The sequence below is a fragment of the Chryseobacterium lineare genome (genome assembly GCF_977014045.1).
This window is the reverse complement of sequence record NZ_CDRNIQ010000002.1, coordinates 1-14421: the sequence shown is the minus strand read 5'-3', so window position 1 is coordinate 14421 and position 14421 is coordinate 1. Positions and strand designations below refer to the sequence as shown.

Sequence of the window (14421 nt, the reverse complement as noted above, 5' to 3'; positions counted from 1 at the left end):
TACGTATTGCTAAGGTTAAAACGAGTCTCTTGGGACCCATAGACAGCACCTGCTTACGGTTCACTACTCACGACGATGTTTTTTTTGGTACCTTTTTTTTCACCGGAAAGGACCCGTAAAGTGATAATGATTATCATCTACATATCACAACGTGCGTGGAGGCCATCAAACCACGTCAAATAATCAATTATGACGCAGGTATCGTATTAATTGATCTGCATCAACTTAACGTAAAAACAACTTCAGACAATACAAATCAGCGACACTGAATACGGGGCAACCTCATGTCAACGAAGAACAGAACCCGCAGAACAACAACCCGCAACATCCGCTTTCCTAACCAAATGATTGAACAAATTAACATCGCTCTTGAGCAAAAGGGTCCGGGAATTTCTCAGCCTGGGTCATTGAAGCCTGCCGTCGGAGACTAACGTCAGAAAAGAGAGCATATACATCAATTAAAAGTGATGAAGAATGAACATCCCGCGTTCTTCCCTCCGAACAGGACGATATTGTAAATTCACTTAATTACGAGGGCATTGCAGTAATTGAGTTGCAGTTTTACCACTTTCCTGACAGTGACAGACTGCGTGTTGGCTCTGTCACAGACTAAATAGTTTGAATGATTAGCAGTTATGGTGATCAGTCAACCACCAGGGAATAATCCTTCATATTATTATCGTGCTTCACCAACGCTGCCTCAATTGCTCTGAATGCTTCCAGAGACACCTTATGTTCTATACATGCAATTACAACATCAGGGTAACTCATAGAAATGGTGCTATTAAGCATATTTTTTACACGAATCAGATCCACGGAGGGATCATCAGCAGATTGTTCTTTATTCATTTTGTCGCTCCATGCGCTTGCTCTTCATCTAGCGGTTAAAATATTACTTCAAATCTTTCTGTATGAAGATTTGAGCACGTTGGCCTTACATACATCTGTCGGTTGTATTTCCCTCCAGAATGCCAGCAGGACCGCACTTTGTTACGCAACCAATACTATTAAGTGAAAACATTCCTAATATTTGACATAAATCATCAACAAAACACAAGGAGGTCAGACCAGATTGAAACGATAAAAACGATAATGCAAACTACGCGCCCTCGTATCACATGGAAGGTTTTACCAATGGCTCAGGTTGCCATTTTTAAAGAAATATTCGATCAAGTGCGAAAAGATTTAGACTGTGAATTGTTTTATTCTGAACTAAAACGTCACAACGTCTCACATTATATTTACTATCTAGCCACAGATAATATTCACATCGTGTTAGAAAACGATAACACCGTGTTAATAAAAGGACTTAAAAAGGTTGTAAATGTTAAATTCTCAAGAAACACGCATCTTATAGAAACGTCCTATGATAGGTTGAAATCAAGAGAAATCACATTTCAGCAATACAGGGAAAATCTTGCTAAAGCAGGAGTTTTCCGATGGGTTACAAATATCCATGAACATAAAAGATATTACTATACCTTTGATAATTCATTACTATTTACTGAGAGCATTCAGAACACTACACAAATCTTTCCACGCTAAATCATAACGTCCGGTTTCTTCCGTGTCAGCACCGGGGCGTTGGCATAATGCAATACGTGTACGCGCTAAACCCTGTGTGCATCGTTTTAATTATTCCCGGACACTCCCGCAGAGAAGTTCCCCGTCAGGGCTGTGGACATAGTTAATCCGGGAATACAATGACGATTCATCGCACCTGACATACATTAATAAATATTAACAATATGAAATTTCAACTCATTGTTTAGGGTTTGTTTAATTTTCTACACATACGATTCTGCGAACTTCAAAAAGCATCGGGAATAACACCATGAAAAAAATGCTACTCGCTACTGCGCTGGCCCTGCTTATTACAGGATGTGCTCAACAGACGTTTACTGTTCAAAACAAACCGGCAGCAGTAGCACCAAAGGAAACCATCACCCATCATTTCTTCGTTTCTGGAATTGGGCAGAAGAAAACTGTCGATGCAGCCAAAATTTGTGGCGGCGCAGAAAATGTTGTTAAAACAGAAACCCAGCAAACATTCGTAAATGGATTGCTCGGTTTTATTACTTTAGGCATTTATACTCCGCTGGAAGCGCGTGTGTATTGCTCACAATAATTGCATGAGTTGCCCATCGATATGGGCAACTCTATCTGCACTGCTCATTAATATACTTCTGGGTTCCTTCCAGTTGTTTTTGCATAGTGATCAGCCTCTCTCTGAGGGTGAAATAATCCCGTTCAGCGGTGTCTGCCAGTCGGGGGAGGCTGCATTATCCACGCCGGAGGCGGTGGTGGCTTCACGCACTGACTGACAGACTGCTTTGATGTGCAACCGACGACGACCAGCGGCAACATCATCACGCAGAGCATCATTTTCAGCTTTAGCATCAGCTAACTCCTTCGTGTATTTTGCATCGAGCGCAGCAACATCACGCTGACGCATCTGCATGTCAGTAATTGCCGCGTTCGCCAGCTTCAGTTCTCTGGCATTTTTGTCGCGCTGGGCTTTGTAGGTAATGGCGTTATCACGGTAATGATTAACAGCCCATGACAGGCAGACGATGATGCAGATAACCAGAGCGGAGATAATCGCGGTGACTCTGCTCATACATCAATCTCTCTGACCGTTCCGCCCGCTTCTTTGAATTTTGCAATCAGGCTGTCAGCCTTATGCTCGAACTGACCATAACCAGCGCCCGGCAGTGAAGCCCAGATATTGCTGCAACGGTCGATTGCCTGACGGATATCACCACGATCAATCATAGGTAAAGCGCCACGCTCCTTAATCTGCTGCAATGCCACAGCGTCCTGACTTTTCGGAGAGAAGTCTTTCAGGCCAAGCTGCTTGCGGTAGGCATCCCACCAACGGGAAAGAAGCTGGTAGCGTCCGGCGCCTGTTGATTTGAGTTTTGGGTTTAGCGTGACAAGTTTGCGAGGGTGATCGGAGTAATCAGTAAATAGCTCTCCGCCTACAATGACGTCATAACCATGATTTCTGGTTTTCTGACGTCCGTTATCAGTTCCCTCCGACCACGCCAGCATATCGAGGAACGCCTTACGTTGATTATTGATTTCTACCATCTTCTACTCCGGCTTTTTTAGCAGCGAAGCGTTTGATAAGCGAACCAATCGAGTCAGTACCGATGTAGCCGATAAACACGCTCGTTATATAAGCGAGATTGCTACTTAGTCCGGCGAAGTCGAGAAGGTCACGAATGAACTAGGCGATAATGGCGCACATCGTTGCGTCGATTACTGTTTTTGTAAACGCACCGCCATTATATCTGCCGCGAAGGTACGCCATTGCAAACGCAAGGATTGCCCCGATGCCTTGTTCCTTTGCCGCGAGAATGGCGGCCAACAGGTCATGTTTTTCTGGCATCTTCATGTCTTACCCCCAATAAGGGGATTTGCTCTATTTAATTAGGAATAAGGTCGATTACTGATAGAACAAATCCAGGCTACTGTGTTTAGTAATCAGATTTGTTCGTGACCGATATGCACGGGCAAAACGGCAGGAGGTTGTTAGCGCAAAAAAAAAATTCCAAAAAAAAATTCCAAAAAAAAAAGCGACTAACAAACACAATCTGATGGCTTACGGTTCACTACTCACGACGATGTTTTTTTTGGTACCTTTTTTTTCACCGGAAAGGACCCGTAAAGTGATAATGATTATCATCTACATATCACAACGTGCGTGGAGGCCATCAAACCACGTCAAATAATCAATTATGACGCAGGTATCGTATTAATTGATCTGCATCAACTTAACGTAAAAACAACTTCAGACAATACAAATCAGCGACACTGAATACGGGGCAACCTCATGTCAACGAAGAACAGAACCCGCAGAACAACAACCCGCAACATCCGCTTTCCTAACCAAATGATTGAACAAATTAACATCGCTCTTGAGCAAAAAGGGTCCGGGAATTTCTCAGCCTGGGTCATTGAAGCCTGCCGTCGGAGACTAACGTCAGAAAAGAGAGCATATACATCAATTAAAAGTGATGAAGAATGAACATCCCGCGTTCTTCCCTCCGAACAGGACGATATTGTAAATTCACTTAATTACGAGGGCATTGCAGTAATTGAGTTGCAGTTTTACCACTTTCCTGACAGTGACAGACTGCGTGTTGGCTCTGTCACAGACTAAATAGTTTGAATGATTAGCAGTTATGGTGATCAGTCAACCACCAGGGAATAATCCTTCATATTATTATCGTGCTTCACCAACGCTGCCTCAATTGCTCTGAATGCTTCCAGAGACACCTTATGTTCTATACATGCAATTACAACATCAGGGTAACTCATAGAAATGGTGCTATTAAGCATATTTTTTACACGAATCAGATCCACGGAGGGATCATCAGCAGATTGTTCTTTATTCATTTTGTCGCTCCATGCGCTTGCTCTTCATCTAGCGGTTAAAATATTACTTCAAATCTTTCTGTATGAAGATTTGAGCACGTTGGCCTTACATACATCTGTCGGTTGTATTTCCCTCCAGAATGCCAGCAGGACCGCACTTTGTTACGCAACCAATACTATTAAGTGAAAACATTCCTAATATTTGACATAAATCATCAACAAAACACAAGGAGGTCAGACCAGATTGAAACGATAAAAACGATAATGCAAACTACGCGCCCTCGTATCACATGGAAGGTTTTACCAATGGCTCAGGTTGCCATTTTTAAAGAAATATTCGATCAAGTGCGAAAAGATTTAGACTGTGAATTGTTTTATTCTGAACTAAAACGTCACAACGTCTCACATTATATTTACTATCTAGCCACAGATAATATTCACATCGTGTTAGAAAACGATAACACCGTGTTAATAAAAGGACTTAAAAAGGTTGTAAATGTTAAATTCTCAAGAAACACGCATCTTATAGAAACGTCCTATGATAGGTTGAAATCAAGAGAAATCACATTTCAGCAATACAGGGAAAATCTTGCTAAAGCAGGAGTTTTCCGATGGGTTACAAATATCCATGAACATAAAAGATATTACTATACCTTTGATAATTCATTACTATTTACTGAGAGCATTCAGAACACTACACAAATCTTTCCACGCTAAATCATAACGTCCGGTTTCTTCCGTGTCAGCACCGGGGCGTTGGCATAATGCAATACGTGTACGCGCTAAACCCTGTGTGCATCGTTTTAATTATTCCCGGACACTCCCGCAGAGAAGTTCCCCGTCAGGGCTGTGGACATAGTTAATCCGGGAATACAATGACGATTCATCGCACCTGACATACATTAATAAATATTAACAATATGAAATTTCAACTCATTGTTTAGGGTTTGTTTAATTTTCTACACATACGATTCTGCGAACTTCAAAAAGCATCGGGAATAACACCATGAAAAAAATGCTACTCGCTACTGCGCTGGCCCTGCTTATTACAGGATGTGCTCAACAGACGTTTACTGTTCAAAACAAACCGGCAGCAGTAGCACCAAAGGAAACCATCACCCATCATTTCTTCGTTTCTGGAATTGGGCAGAAGAAAACTGTCGATGCAGCCAAAATTTGTGGCGGCGCAGAAAATGTTGTTAAAACAGAAACCCAGCAAACATTCGTAAATGGATTGCTCGGTTTTATTACTTTAGGCATTTATACTCCGCTGGAAGCGCGTGTGTATTGCTCACAATAATTGCATGAGTTGCCCATCGATATGGGCAACTCTATCTGCACTGCTCATTAATATACTTCTGGGTTCCTTCCAGTTGTTTTTGCATAGTGATCAGCCTCTCTCTGAGGGTGAAATAATCCCGTTCAGCGGTGTCTGCCAGTCGGGGGAGGCTGCATTATCCACGCCGGAGGCGGTGGTGGCTTCACGCACTGACTGACAGACTGCTTTGATGTGCAACCGACGACGACCAGCGGCAACATCATCACGCAGAGCATCATTTTCAGCTTTAGCATCAGCTAACTCCTTCGTGTATTTTGCATCGAGCGCAGCAACATCACGCTGACGCATCTGCATGTCAGTAATTGCCGCGTTCGCCAGCTTCAGTTCTCTGGCATTTTTGTCGCGCTGGGCTTTGTAGGTAATGGCGTTATCACGGTAATGATTAACAGCCCATGACAGGCAGACGATGATGCAGATAACCAGAGCGGAGATAATCGCGGTGACTCTGCTCATACATCAATCTCTCTGACCGTTCCGCCCGCTTCTTTGAATTTTGCAATCAGGCTGTCAGCCTTATGCTCGAACTGACCATAACCAGCGCCCGGCAGTGAAGCCCAGATATTGCTGCAACGGTCGATTGCCTGACGGATATCACCACGATCAATCATAGGTAAAGCGCCACGCTCCTTAATCTGCTGCAATGCCACAGCGTCCTGACTTTTCGGAGAGAAGTCTTTCAGGCCAAGCTGCTTGCGGTAGGCATCCCACCAACGGGAAAGAAGCTGGTAGCGTCCGGCGCCTGTTGATTTGAGTTTTGGGTTTAGCGTGACAAGTTTGCGAGGGTGATCGGAGTAATCAGTAAATAGCTCTCCGCCTACAATGACGTCATAACCATGATTTCTGGTTTTCTGACGTCCGTTATCAGTTCCCTCCGACCACGCCAGCATATCGAGGAACGCCTTACGTTGATTATTGATTTCTACCATCTTCTACTCCGGCTTTTTTAGCAGCGAAGCGTTTGATAAGCGAACCAATCGAGTCAGTACCGATGTAGCCGATAAACACGCTCGTTATATAAGCGAGATTGCTACTTAGTCCGGCGAAGTCGAGAAGGTCACGAATGAACTAGGCGATAATGGCGCACATCGTTGCGTCGATTACTGTTTTTGTAAACGCACCGCCATTATATCTGCCGCGAAGGTACGCCATTGCAAACGCAAGGATTGCCCCGATGCCTTGTTCCTTTGCCGCGAGAATGGCGGCCAACAGGTCATGTTTTTCTGGCATCTTCATGTCTTACCCCCAATAAGGGGATTTGCTCTATTTAATTAGGAATAAGGTCGATTACTGATAGAACAAATCCAGGCTACTGTGTTTAGTAATCAGATTTGTTCGTGACCGATATGCACGGGCAAAACGGCAGGAGGTTGTTAGCGCAAAAAAAAAATTCCAAAAAAAAAATTCCAAAAAAAAAGCGACTAACAAACACAATCTGATGGCAGGTGCTGTCTATGGGTCCCAAGAGACTCGTTTTAACCTTAGCAATACGCGTCTTGCCCGTCTGCTTGGTCTCATGCTCCCGTTGAGACGGGCTACCTTTGGGACCCATAGACAGCACCTGCCATCAGATTGTGTTTGTTAGTCGCTTTTTTTTTTGGAATTTTTTTTTTGGAATTTTTTTTTTGCGCTAACAACCTCCTGCCGTTTTGCCCGTGCATATCGGTCACGAACAAATCTGATTACTAAACACAGTAGCCTGGATTTGTTCTATCAGTAATCGACCTTATTCCTAATTAAATAGAGCAAATCCCCTTATTGGGGGTAAGACATGAAGATGCCAGAAAAACATGACCTGTTGGCCGCCATTCTCGCGGCAAAGGAACAAGGCATCGGGGCAATCCTTGCGTTTGCAATGGCGTACCTTCGCGGCAGATATAATGGCGGTGCGTTTACAAAAACAGTAATCGACGCAACGATGTGCGCCATTATCGCCTAGTTCATTCGTGACCTTCTCGACTTCGCCGGACTAAGTAGCAATCTCGCTTATATAACGAGCGTGTTTATCGGCTACATCGGTACTGACTCGATTGGTTCGCTTATCAAACGCTTCGCTGCTAAAAAAGCCGGAGTAGAAGATGGTAGAAATCAATAATCAACGTAAGGCGTTCCTCGATATGCTGGCGTGGTCGGAGGGAACTGATAACGGACGTCAGAAAACCAGAAATCATGGTTATGACGTCATTGTAGGCGGAGAGCTATTTACTGATTACTCCGATCACCCTCGCAAACTTGTCACGCTAAACCCAAAACTCAAATCAACAGGCGCCGGACGCTACCAGCTTCTTTCCCGTTGGTGGGATGCCTACCGCAAGCAGCTTGGCCTGAAAGACTTCTCTCCGAAAAGTCAGGACGCTGTGGCATTGCAGCAGATTAAGGAGCGTGGCGCTTTACCTATGATTGATCGTGGTGATATCCGTCAGGCAATCGACCGTTGCAGCAATATCTGGGCTTCACTGCCGGGCGCTGGTTATGGTCAGTTCGAGCATAAGGCTGACAGCCTGATTGCAAAATTCAAAGAAGCGGGCGGAACGGTCAGAGAGATTGATGTATGAGCAGAGTCACCGCGATTATCTCCGCTCTGGTTATCTGCATCATCGTCTGCCTGTCATGGGCTGTTAATCATTACCGTGATAACGCCATTACCTACAAAGCCCAGCGCGACAAAAATGCCAGAGAACTGAAGCTGGCGAACGCGGCAATTACTGACATGCAGATGCGTCAGCGTGATGTTGCTGCGCTCGATGCAAAATACACGAAGGAGTTAGCTGATGCTAAAGCTGAAAATGATGCTCTGCGTGATGATGTTGCCGCTGGTCGTCGTCGGTTGCACATCAAAGCAGTCTGTCAGTCAGTGCGTGAAGCCACCACCGCCTCCGGCGTGGATAATGCAGCCTCCCCCGACTGGCAGACACCGCTGAACGGGATTATTTCACCCTCAGAGAGAGGCTGATCACTATGCAAAAACAACTGGAAGGAACCCAGAAGTATATTAATGAGCAGTGCAGATAGAGTTGCCCATATCGATGGGCAACTCATGCAATTATTGTGAGCAATACACACGCGCTTCCAGCGGAGTATAAATGCCTAAAGTAATAAAACCGAGCAATCCATTTACGAATGTTTGCTGGGTTTCTGTTTTAACAACATTTTCTGCGCCGCCACAAATTTTGGCTGCATCGACAGTTTTCTTCTGCCCAATTCCAGAAACGAAGAAATGATGGGTGATGGTTTCCTTTGGTGCTACTGCTGCCGGTTTGTTTTGAACAGTAAACGTCTGTTGAGCACATCCTGTAATAAGCAGGGCCAGCGCAGTAGCGAGTAGCATTTTTTTCATGGTGTTATTCCCGATGCTTTTTGAAGTTCGCAGAATCGTATGTGTAGAAAATTAAACAAACCCTAAACAATGAGTTGAAATTTCATATTGTTAATATTTATTAATGTATGTCAGGTGCGATGAATCGTCATTGTATTCCCGGATTAACTATGTCCACAGCCCTGACGGGGAACTTCTCTGCGGGAGTGTCCGGGAATAATTAAAACGATGCACACAGGGTTTAGCGCGTACACGTATTGCATTATGCCAACGCCCCGGTGCTGACACGGAAGAAACCGGACGTTATGATTTAGCGTGGAAAGATTTGTGTAGTGTTCTGAATGCTCTCAGTAAATAGTAATGAATTATCAAAGGTATAGTAATATCTTTTATGTTCATGGATATTTGTAACCCATCGGAAAACTCCTGCTTTAGCAAGATTTTCCCTGTATTGCTGAAATGTGATTTCTCTTGATTTCAACCTATCATAGGACGTTTCTATAAGATGCGTGTTTCTTGAGAATTTAACATTTACAACCTTTTTAAGTCCTTTTATTAACACGGTGTTATCGTTTTCTAACACGATGTGAATATTATCTGTGGCTAGATAGTAAATATAATGTGAGACGTTGTGACGTTTTAGTTCAGAATAAAACAATTCACAGTCTAAATCTTTTCGCACTTGATCGAATATTTCTTTAAAAATGGCAACCTGAGCCATTGGTAAAACCTTCCATGTGATACGAGGGCGCGTAGTTTGCATTATCGTTTTTATCGTTTCAATCTGGTCTGACCTCCTTGTGTTTTGTTGATGATTTATGTCAAATATTAGGAATGTTTTCACTTAATAGTATTGGTTGCGTAACAAAGTGCGGTCCTGCTGGCATTCTGGAGGGAAATACAACCGACAGATGTATGTAAGGCCAACGTGCTCAAATCTTCATACAGAAAGATTTGAAGTAATATTTTAACCGCTAGATGAAGAGCAAGCGCATGGAGCGACAAAATGAATAAAGAACAATCTGCTGATGATCCCTCCGTGGATCTGATTCGTGTAAAAAATATGCTTAATAGCACCATTTCTATGAGTTACCCTGATGTTGTAATTGCATGTATAGAACATAAGGTGTCTCTGGAAGCATTCAGAGCAATTGAGGCAGCGTTGGTGAAGCACGATAATAATATGAAGGATTATTCCCTGGTGGTTGACTGATCACCATAACTGCTAATCATTCAAACTATTTAGTCTGTGACAGAGCCAACACGCAGTCTGTCACTGTCAGGAAAGTGGTAAAACTGCAACTCAATTACTGCAATGCCCTCGTAATTAAGTGAATTTACAATATCGTCCTGTTCGGAGGGAAGAACGCGGGATGTTCATTCTTCATCACTTTTAATTGATGTATATGCTCTCTTTTCTGACGTTAGTCTCCGACGGCAGGCTTCAATGACCCAGGCTGAGAAATTCCCGGACCCTTTTTGCTCAAGAGCGATGTTAATTTGTTCAATCATTTGGTTAGGAAAGCGGATGTTGCGGGTTGTTGTTCTGCGGGTTCTGTTCTTCGTTGACATGAGGTTGCCCCGTATTCAGTGTCGCTGATTTGTATTGTCTGAAGTTGTTTTTACGTTAAGTTGATGCAGATCAATTAATACGATACCTGCGTCATAATTGATTATTTGACGTGGTTTGATGGCCTCCACGCACGTTGTGATATGTAGATGATAATCATTATCACTTTACGGGTCCTTTCCGGTGAAAAAAAAGGTACCAAAAAAAACATCGTCGTGAGTAGTGAACCGCTTTTTTTTTTTGGAATTTTTTTTTTGGAATTTTTTTTTTGCGCTAACAACCTCCTGCCGTTTTGCCCGTGCATATCGGTCACGAACAAATCTGATTACTAAACACAGTAGCCTGGATTTGTTCTATCAGTAATCGACCTTATTCCTAATTAAATAGAGCAAATCCCCTTATTGGGGGTAAGACATGAAGATGCCAGAAAAACATGACCTGTTGGCCGCCATTCTCGCGGCAAAGGAACAAGGCATCGGGGCAATCCTTGCGTTTGCAATGGCGTACCTTCGCGGCAGATATAATGGCGGTGCGTTTACAAAAACAGTAATCGACGCAACGATGTGCGCCATTATCGCCTAGTTCATTCGTGACCTTCTCGACTTCGCCGGACTAAGTAGCAATCTCGCTTATATAACGAGCGTGTTTATCGGCTACATCGGTACTGACTCGATTGGTTCGCTTATCAAACGCTTCGCTGCTAAAAAAGCCGGAGTAGAAGATGGTAGAAATCAATAATCAACGTAAGGCGTTCCTCGATATGCTGGCGTGGTCGGAGGGAACTGATAACGGACGTCAGAAAACCAGAAATCATGGTTATGACGTCATTGTAGGCGGAGAGCTATTTACTGATTACTCCGATCACCCTCGCAAACTTGTCACGCTAAACCCAAAACTCAAATCAACAGGCGCCGGACGCTACCAGCTTCTTTCCCGTTGGTGGGATGCCTACCGCAAGCAGCTTGGCCTGAAAGACTTCTCTCCGAAAAGTCAGGACGCTGTGGCATTGCAGCAGATTAAGGAGCGTGGCGCTTTACCTATGATTGATCGTGGTGATATCCGTCAGGCAATCGACCGTTGCAGCAATATCTGGGCTTCACTGCCGGGCGCTGGTTATGGTCAGTTCGAGCATAAGGCTGACAGCCTGATTGCAAAATTCAAAGAAGCGGGCGGAACGGTCAGAGAGATTGATGTATGAGCAGAGTCACCGCGATTATCTCCGCTCTGGTTATCTGCATCATCGTCTGCCTGTCATGGGCTGTTAATCATTACCGTGATAACGCCATTACCTACAAAGCCCAGCGCGACAAAAATGCCAGAGAACTGAAGCTGGCGAACGCGGCAATTACTGACATGCAGATGCGTCAGCGTGATGTTGCTGCGCTCGATGCAAAATACACGAAGGAGTTAGCTGATGCTAAAGCTGAAAATGATGCTCTGCGTGATGATGTTGCCGCTGGTCGTCGTCGGTTGCACATCAAAGCAGTCTGTCAGTCAGTGCGTGAAGCCACCACCGCCTCCGGCGTGGATAATGCAGCCTCCCCCCGACTGGCAGACACCGCTGAACGGGATTATTTCACCCTCAGAGAGAGGCTGATCACTATGCAAAAACAACTGGAAGGAACCCAGAAGTATATTAATGAGCAGTGCAGATAGAGTTGCCCATATCGATGGGCAACTCATGCAATTATTGTGAGCAATACACACGCGCTTCCAGCGGAGTATAAATGCCTAAAGTAATAAAACCGAGCAATCCATTTACGAATGTTTGCTGGGTTTCTGTTTTAACAACATTTTCTGCGCCGCCACAAATTTTGGCTGCATCGACAGTTTTCTTCTGCCCAATTCCAGAAACGAAGAAATGATGGGTGATGGTTTCCTTTGGTGCTACTGCTGCCGGTTTGTTTTGAACAGTAAACGTCTGTTGAGCACATCCTGTAATAAGCAGGGCCAGCGCAGTAGCGAGTAGCATTTTTTTCATGGTGTTATTCCCGATGCTTTTTGAAGTTCGCAGAATCGTATGTGTAGAAAATTAAACAAACCCTAAACAATGAGTTGAAATTTCATATTGTTAATATTTATTAATGTATGTCAGGTGCGATGAATCGTCATTGTATTCCCGGATTAACTATGTCCACAGCCCTGACGGGGAACTTCTCTGCGGGAGTGTCCGGGAATAATTAAAACGATGCACACAGGGTTTAGCGCGTACACGTATTGCATTATGCCAACGCCCCGGTGCTGACACGGAAGAAACCGGACGTTATGATTTAGCGTGGAAAGATTTGTGTAGTGTTCTGAATGCTCTCAGTAAATAGTAATGAATTATCAAAGGTATAGTAATATCTTTTATGTTCATGGATATTTGTAACCCATCGGAAAACTCCTGCTTTAGCAAGATTTTCCCTGTATTGCTGAAATGTGATTTCTCTTGATTTCAACCTATCATAGGACGTTTCTATAAGATGCGTGTTTCTTGAGAATTTAACATTTACAACCTTTTTAAGTCCTTTTATTAACACGGTGTTATCGTTTTCTAACACGATGTGAATATTATCTGTGGCTAGATAGTAAATATAATGTGAGACGTTGTGACGTTTTAGTTCAGAATAAAACAATTCACAGTCTAAATCTTTTCGCACTTGATCGAATATTTCTTTAAAAATGGCAACCTGAGCCATTGGTAAAACCTTCCATGTGATACGAGGGCGCGTAGTTTGCATTATCGTTTTTATCGTTTCAATCTGGTCTGACCTCCTTGTGTTTTGTTGATGATTTATGTCAAATATTAGGAATGTTTTCACTTAATAGTATTGGTTGCGTAACAAAGTGCGGTCCTGCTGGCATTCTGGAGGGAAATACAACCGACAGATGTATGTAAGGCCAACGTGCTCAAATCTTCATACAGAAAGATTTGAAGTAATATTTTAACCGCTAGATGAAGAGCAAGCGCATGGAGCGACAAAATGAATAAAGAACAATCTGCTGATGATCCCTCCGTGGATCTGATTCGTGTAAAAAATATGCTTAATAGCACCATTTCTATGAGTTACCCTGATGTTGTAATTGCATGTATAGAACATAAGGTGTCTCTGGAAGCATTCAGAGCAATTGAGGCAGCGTTGGTGAAGCACGATAATAATATGAAGGATTATTCCCTGGTGGTTGACTGATCACCATAACTGCTAATCATTCAAACTATTTAGTCTGTGACAGAGCCAACACGCAGTCTGTCACTGTCAGGAAAGTGGTAAAACTGCAACTCAATTACTGCAATGCCCTCGTAATTAAGTGAATTTACAATATCGTCCTGTTCGGAGGGAAGAACGCGGGATGTTCATTCTTCATCACTTTTAATTGATGTATATGCTCTCTTTTCTGACGTTAGTCTCCGACGGCAGGCTTCAATGACCCAGGCTGAGAAATTCCCGGACCCTTTTTGCTCAAGAGCGATGTTAATTTGTTCAATCATTTGGTTAGGAAAGCGGATGTTGCGGGTTGTTGTTCTGCGGGTTCTGTTCTTCGTTGACATGAGGTTGCCCCGTATTCAGTGTCGCTGATTTGTATTGTCTGAAGTTGTTTTTACGTTAAGTTGATGCAGATCAATTAATACGATACCTGCGTCATAATTGATTATTTGACGTGGTTTGATGGCCTCCACGCACGTTGTGATATGTAGATGATAATCATTATCACTTTACGGGTCCTTTCCGGTGAAAAAAAGGTACCAAAAAAAACATCGTCGTGAGTAGTGAACCGTAAGCAGGTGCTGTCTATGGGTCCCAAGAGACTCGTTTTAACCTTAGCAATACGTAA

20 protein-coding genes and 7 pseudogenes are annotated in these 14421 nt (G+C 43.5%); 13 read left to right on the top strand and 14 right to left on the bottom strand.

Going from position 1 to position 14421, the window contains the following annotated elements:
- Positions 1-642 precede the first annotated feature (642 nt).
- The gene (ybcW, locus tag ACWNCI_RS19065) at positions 643-849 is read right to left on the bottom strand and encodes a protein YbcW (protein ID WP_001031427.1); all 207 of its coding nucleotides are present in this window, start codon (positions 847-849) and stop codon (positions 643-645) included.
- A 243-nt stretch (positions 850-1092) separates the two neighbouring features.
- Between ybcW (ACWNCI_RS19065) and ACWNCI_RS19060 the strand changes: the two genes are divergently transcribed.
- Together ACWNCI_RS19060 and bor (ACWNCI_RS19055) are read left to right on the top strand one after the other, a co-directional pair.
- Positions 1093-1545, top strand: a complete 453-nt coding sequence (locus ACWNCI_RS19060) for a DUF1398 domain-containing protein (protein ID WP_223248938.1) — start codon at positions 1093-1095, stop codon at positions 1543-1545.
- A gap of 289 nt (positions 1546-1834) precedes the next feature.
- Entirely contained in the window at positions 1835-2128 is a 294-nt protein-coding gene (gene bor, locus ACWNCI_RS19055) for a serum resistance lipoprotein Bor (RefSeq protein WP_000738492.1), read from the top strand.
- 31 nt (positions 2129-2159) lie between these two features.
- Here the strand turns inward: bor (ACWNCI_RS19055) and rzpD (ACWNCI_RS19050) are convergent.
- The 3 genes and pseudogenes from rzpD (ACWNCI_RS19050) to ACWNCI_RS19040 form a co-directional block, all read right to left on the bottom strand.
- A pseudogene (gene rzpD / locus ACWNCI_RS19050) lies at positions 2160-2620 on the bottom strand (prophage endopeptidase RzpD).
- A complete protein-coding gene (locus tag ACWNCI_RS19045; RefSeq protein WP_000229403.1) occupies positions 2617-3093 on the bottom strand; it encodes a glycoside hydrolase family 24 protein in 477 nt (158 codons plus the stop codon). Before ACWNCI_RS19045 ends, rzpD (ACWNCI_RS19050) begins: the two are co-directional and overlap by 4 nt.
- Positions 3077-3394: pseudogene (locus ACWNCI_RS19040) on the bottom strand (phage holin, lambda family). The gene ACWNCI_RS19045 and the pseudogene ACWNCI_RS19040 overlap by 17 nt, the downstream one beginning before the upstream one ends.
- A gap of 444 nt (positions 3395-3838) precedes the next feature.
- On the opposite strand from ACWNCI_RS19040, the gene ACWNCI_RS19035 reads away from it, so the two are divergent.
- Complete coding sequence (locus tag ACWNCI_RS19035; protein ID WP_001421937.1) at positions 3839-4033, top strand: YlcI/YnfO family protein; 195 nt, start codon at positions 3839-3841, stop codon at positions 4031-4033.
- A gap of 164 nt (positions 4034-4197) precedes the next feature.
- Here ACWNCI_RS19035 and ybcW (ACWNCI_RS19030) read toward each other — a convergent pair whose 3' ends face one another.
- Positions 4198-4404, bottom strand: coding sequence for a protein YbcW (ybcW, locus tag ACWNCI_RS19030; RefSeq protein ID WP_001031427.1), 207 nt, complete (start codon positions 4402-4404; stop codon positions 4198-4200).
- Positions 4405-4647: 243 nt separating this feature from the next.
- Here ybcW (ACWNCI_RS19030) and ACWNCI_RS19025 point away from each other — a divergent pair, with 243 nt between their 5' ends.
- Positions 4648-5100: a DUF1398 domain-containing protein gene (locus ACWNCI_RS19025; protein WP_223248938.1), complete on the top strand. Its 453-nt coding sequence runs from the start codon at positions 4648-4650 to the stop codon at positions 5098-5100.
- A gap of 289 nt (positions 5101-5389) precedes the next feature.
- Positions 5390-5683, top strand: coding sequence for a serum resistance lipoprotein Bor (bor, locus tag ACWNCI_RS19020; protein ID WP_000738492.1), 294 nt, complete (start codon positions 5390-5392; stop codon positions 5681-5683).
- Positions 5684-5714: 31 nt separating this feature from the next.
- Here the strand turns inward: bor (ACWNCI_RS19020) and rzpD (ACWNCI_RS19015) are convergent.
- The 3 genes and pseudogenes from rzpD (ACWNCI_RS19015) to ACWNCI_RS19005 all read right to left on the bottom strand — a co-directional run bounded on the left by rzpD (ACWNCI_RS19015) (position 5715) and on the right by ACWNCI_RS19005 (position 6949).
- Positions 5715-6175: pseudogene (rzpD, locus tag ACWNCI_RS19015) on the bottom strand (prophage endopeptidase RzpD).
- The gene (locus tag ACWNCI_RS19010) at positions 6172-6648 is read right to left on the bottom strand and encodes a glycoside hydrolase family 24 protein (RefSeq protein WP_000229403.1); all 477 of its coding nucleotides are present in this window, start codon (positions 6646-6648) and stop codon (positions 6172-6174) included. Before ACWNCI_RS19010 ends, rzpD (ACWNCI_RS19015) begins: the two are co-directional and overlap by 4 nt.
- A pseudogene (locus ACWNCI_RS19005) lies at positions 6632-6949 on the bottom strand (phage holin, lambda family). Before ACWNCI_RS19005 ends, ACWNCI_RS19010 begins: the two are co-directional and overlap by 17 nt.
- 541 nt (positions 6950-7490) lie before the next feature.
- On the opposite strand from ACWNCI_RS19005, the pseudogene ACWNCI_RS19000 reads away from it, so the two are divergent.
- The 3 genes and pseudogenes from ACWNCI_RS19000 (at position 7491) to rzpD (ACWNCI_RS18990) (ending at position 8731) form a co-directional block, all read left to right on the top strand.
- Positions 7491-7814: pseudogene (locus ACWNCI_RS19000) on the top strand (phage holin, lambda family).
- Positions 7798-8274 (top strand): glycoside hydrolase family 24 protein, encoded by a 477-nt coding sequence (locus ACWNCI_RS18995; protein WP_000229403.1) that lies wholly within the window; start codon positions 7798-7800, stop codon positions 8272-8274. The pseudogene ACWNCI_RS19000 and the gene ACWNCI_RS18995 overlap by 17 nt, the downstream one beginning before the upstream one ends.
- Positions 8271-8731, top strand: a pseudogene (gene rzpD, locus ACWNCI_RS18990) (prophage endopeptidase RzpD). The gene ACWNCI_RS18995 and the pseudogene rzpD (ACWNCI_RS18990) overlap by 4 nt, the downstream one beginning before the upstream one ends.
- A gap of 31 nt (positions 8732-8762) precedes the next feature.
- Here rzpD (ACWNCI_RS18990) and bor (ACWNCI_RS18985) read toward each other — a convergent pair.
- Positions 8763-9056, bottom strand: coding sequence for a serum resistance lipoprotein Bor (bor, locus tag ACWNCI_RS18985; protein ID WP_000738492.1), 294 nt, complete (start codon positions 9054-9056; stop codon positions 8763-8765).
- A gap of 289 nt (positions 9057-9345) precedes the next feature.
- Complete coding sequence (locus tag ACWNCI_RS18980; RefSeq protein ID WP_223248938.1) at positions 9346-9798, bottom strand: DUF1398 domain-containing protein; 453 nt, start codon at positions 9796-9798, stop codon at positions 9346-9348.
- Positions 9799-10041: 243 nt separating this feature from the next.
- Between ACWNCI_RS18980 and ybcW (ACWNCI_RS18975) the strand changes: the two genes are divergently transcribed.
- On the top strand, positions 10042-10248 hold the full coding sequence (ybcW, locus tag ACWNCI_RS18975) for a protein YbcW (protein ID WP_001031427.1): 207 nt from the start codon (positions 10042-10044) through the stop codon (positions 10246-10248).
- A gap of 164 nt (positions 10249-10412) precedes the next feature.
- Here the strand turns inward: ybcW (ACWNCI_RS18975) and ACWNCI_RS18970 are convergent, their stop codons facing one another.
- Entirely contained in the window at positions 10413-10607 is a 195-nt protein-coding gene (locus ACWNCI_RS18970) for a YlcI/YnfO family protein (protein ID WP_001421937.1), read from the bottom strand.
- A gap of 412 nt (positions 10608-11019) precedes the next feature.
- Between ACWNCI_RS18970 and ACWNCI_RS18965 the strand changes: the two are divergent.
- The 3 genes and pseudogenes from ACWNCI_RS18965 to rzpD (ACWNCI_RS18955) all read left to right on the top strand — a co-directional run bounded on the left by ACWNCI_RS18965 (position 11020) and on the right by rzpD (ACWNCI_RS18955) (position 12261).
- Positions 11020-11343, top strand: a pseudogene (locus ACWNCI_RS18965) (phage holin, lambda family).
- Positions 11327-11803 carry a glycoside hydrolase family 24 protein gene (locus tag ACWNCI_RS18960; protein WP_000229403.1) on the top strand — a complete coding sequence of 159 codons (477 nt, stop codon included), beginning with the start codon at positions 11327-11329 and terminating at the stop codon, positions 11801-11803. Before ACWNCI_RS18965 ends, ACWNCI_RS18960 begins: the two are co-directional and overlap by 17 nt.
- Complete coding sequence (gene rzpD / locus ACWNCI_RS18955; RefSeq protein ID WP_000092275.1) at positions 11800-12261, top strand: prophage endopeptidase RzpD; 462 nt, start codon at positions 11800-11802, stop codon at positions 12259-12261. The genes ACWNCI_RS18960 and rzpD (ACWNCI_RS18955) overlap by 4 nt, the downstream gene beginning before the upstream one ends.
- A 31-nt stretch (positions 12262-12292) precedes the next feature.
- Here rzpD (ACWNCI_RS18955) and bor (ACWNCI_RS18950) read toward each other — a convergent pair whose 3' ends face one another.
- A complete protein-coding gene (gene bor, locus ACWNCI_RS18950) occupies positions 12293-12586 on the bottom strand; it encodes a serum resistance lipoprotein Bor (RefSeq protein WP_000738492.1) in 294 nt (97 codons plus the stop codon).
- Between the two features lie 289 nt (positions 12587-12875).
- Positions 12876-13328: a DUF1398 domain-containing protein gene (locus tag ACWNCI_RS18945; RefSeq protein ID WP_223248938.1), complete on the bottom strand. Its 453-nt coding sequence runs from the start codon at positions 13326-13328 to the stop codon at positions 12876-12878.
- 243 nt (positions 13329-13571) lie between these two features.
- On the opposite strand from ACWNCI_RS18945, the gene ybcW (ACWNCI_RS18940) reads away from it, so the two are divergent.
- Positions 13572-13778 (top strand): protein YbcW, encoded by a 207-nt coding sequence (gene ybcW / locus ACWNCI_RS18940; RefSeq protein ID WP_001031427.1) that lies wholly within the window; start codon positions 13572-13574, stop codon positions 13776-13778.
- A 164-nt stretch (positions 13779-13942) separates the two neighbouring features.
- On the opposite strand, the gene ACWNCI_RS18935 is transcribed toward ybcW (ACWNCI_RS18940), so the two are convergent.
- Entirely contained in the window at positions 13943-14137 is a 195-nt protein-coding gene (locus tag ACWNCI_RS18935) for a YlcI/YnfO family protein (RefSeq protein ID WP_001421937.1), read from the bottom strand.
- Between the last annotated feature and the right edge of the window lie 284 nt (positions 14138-14421).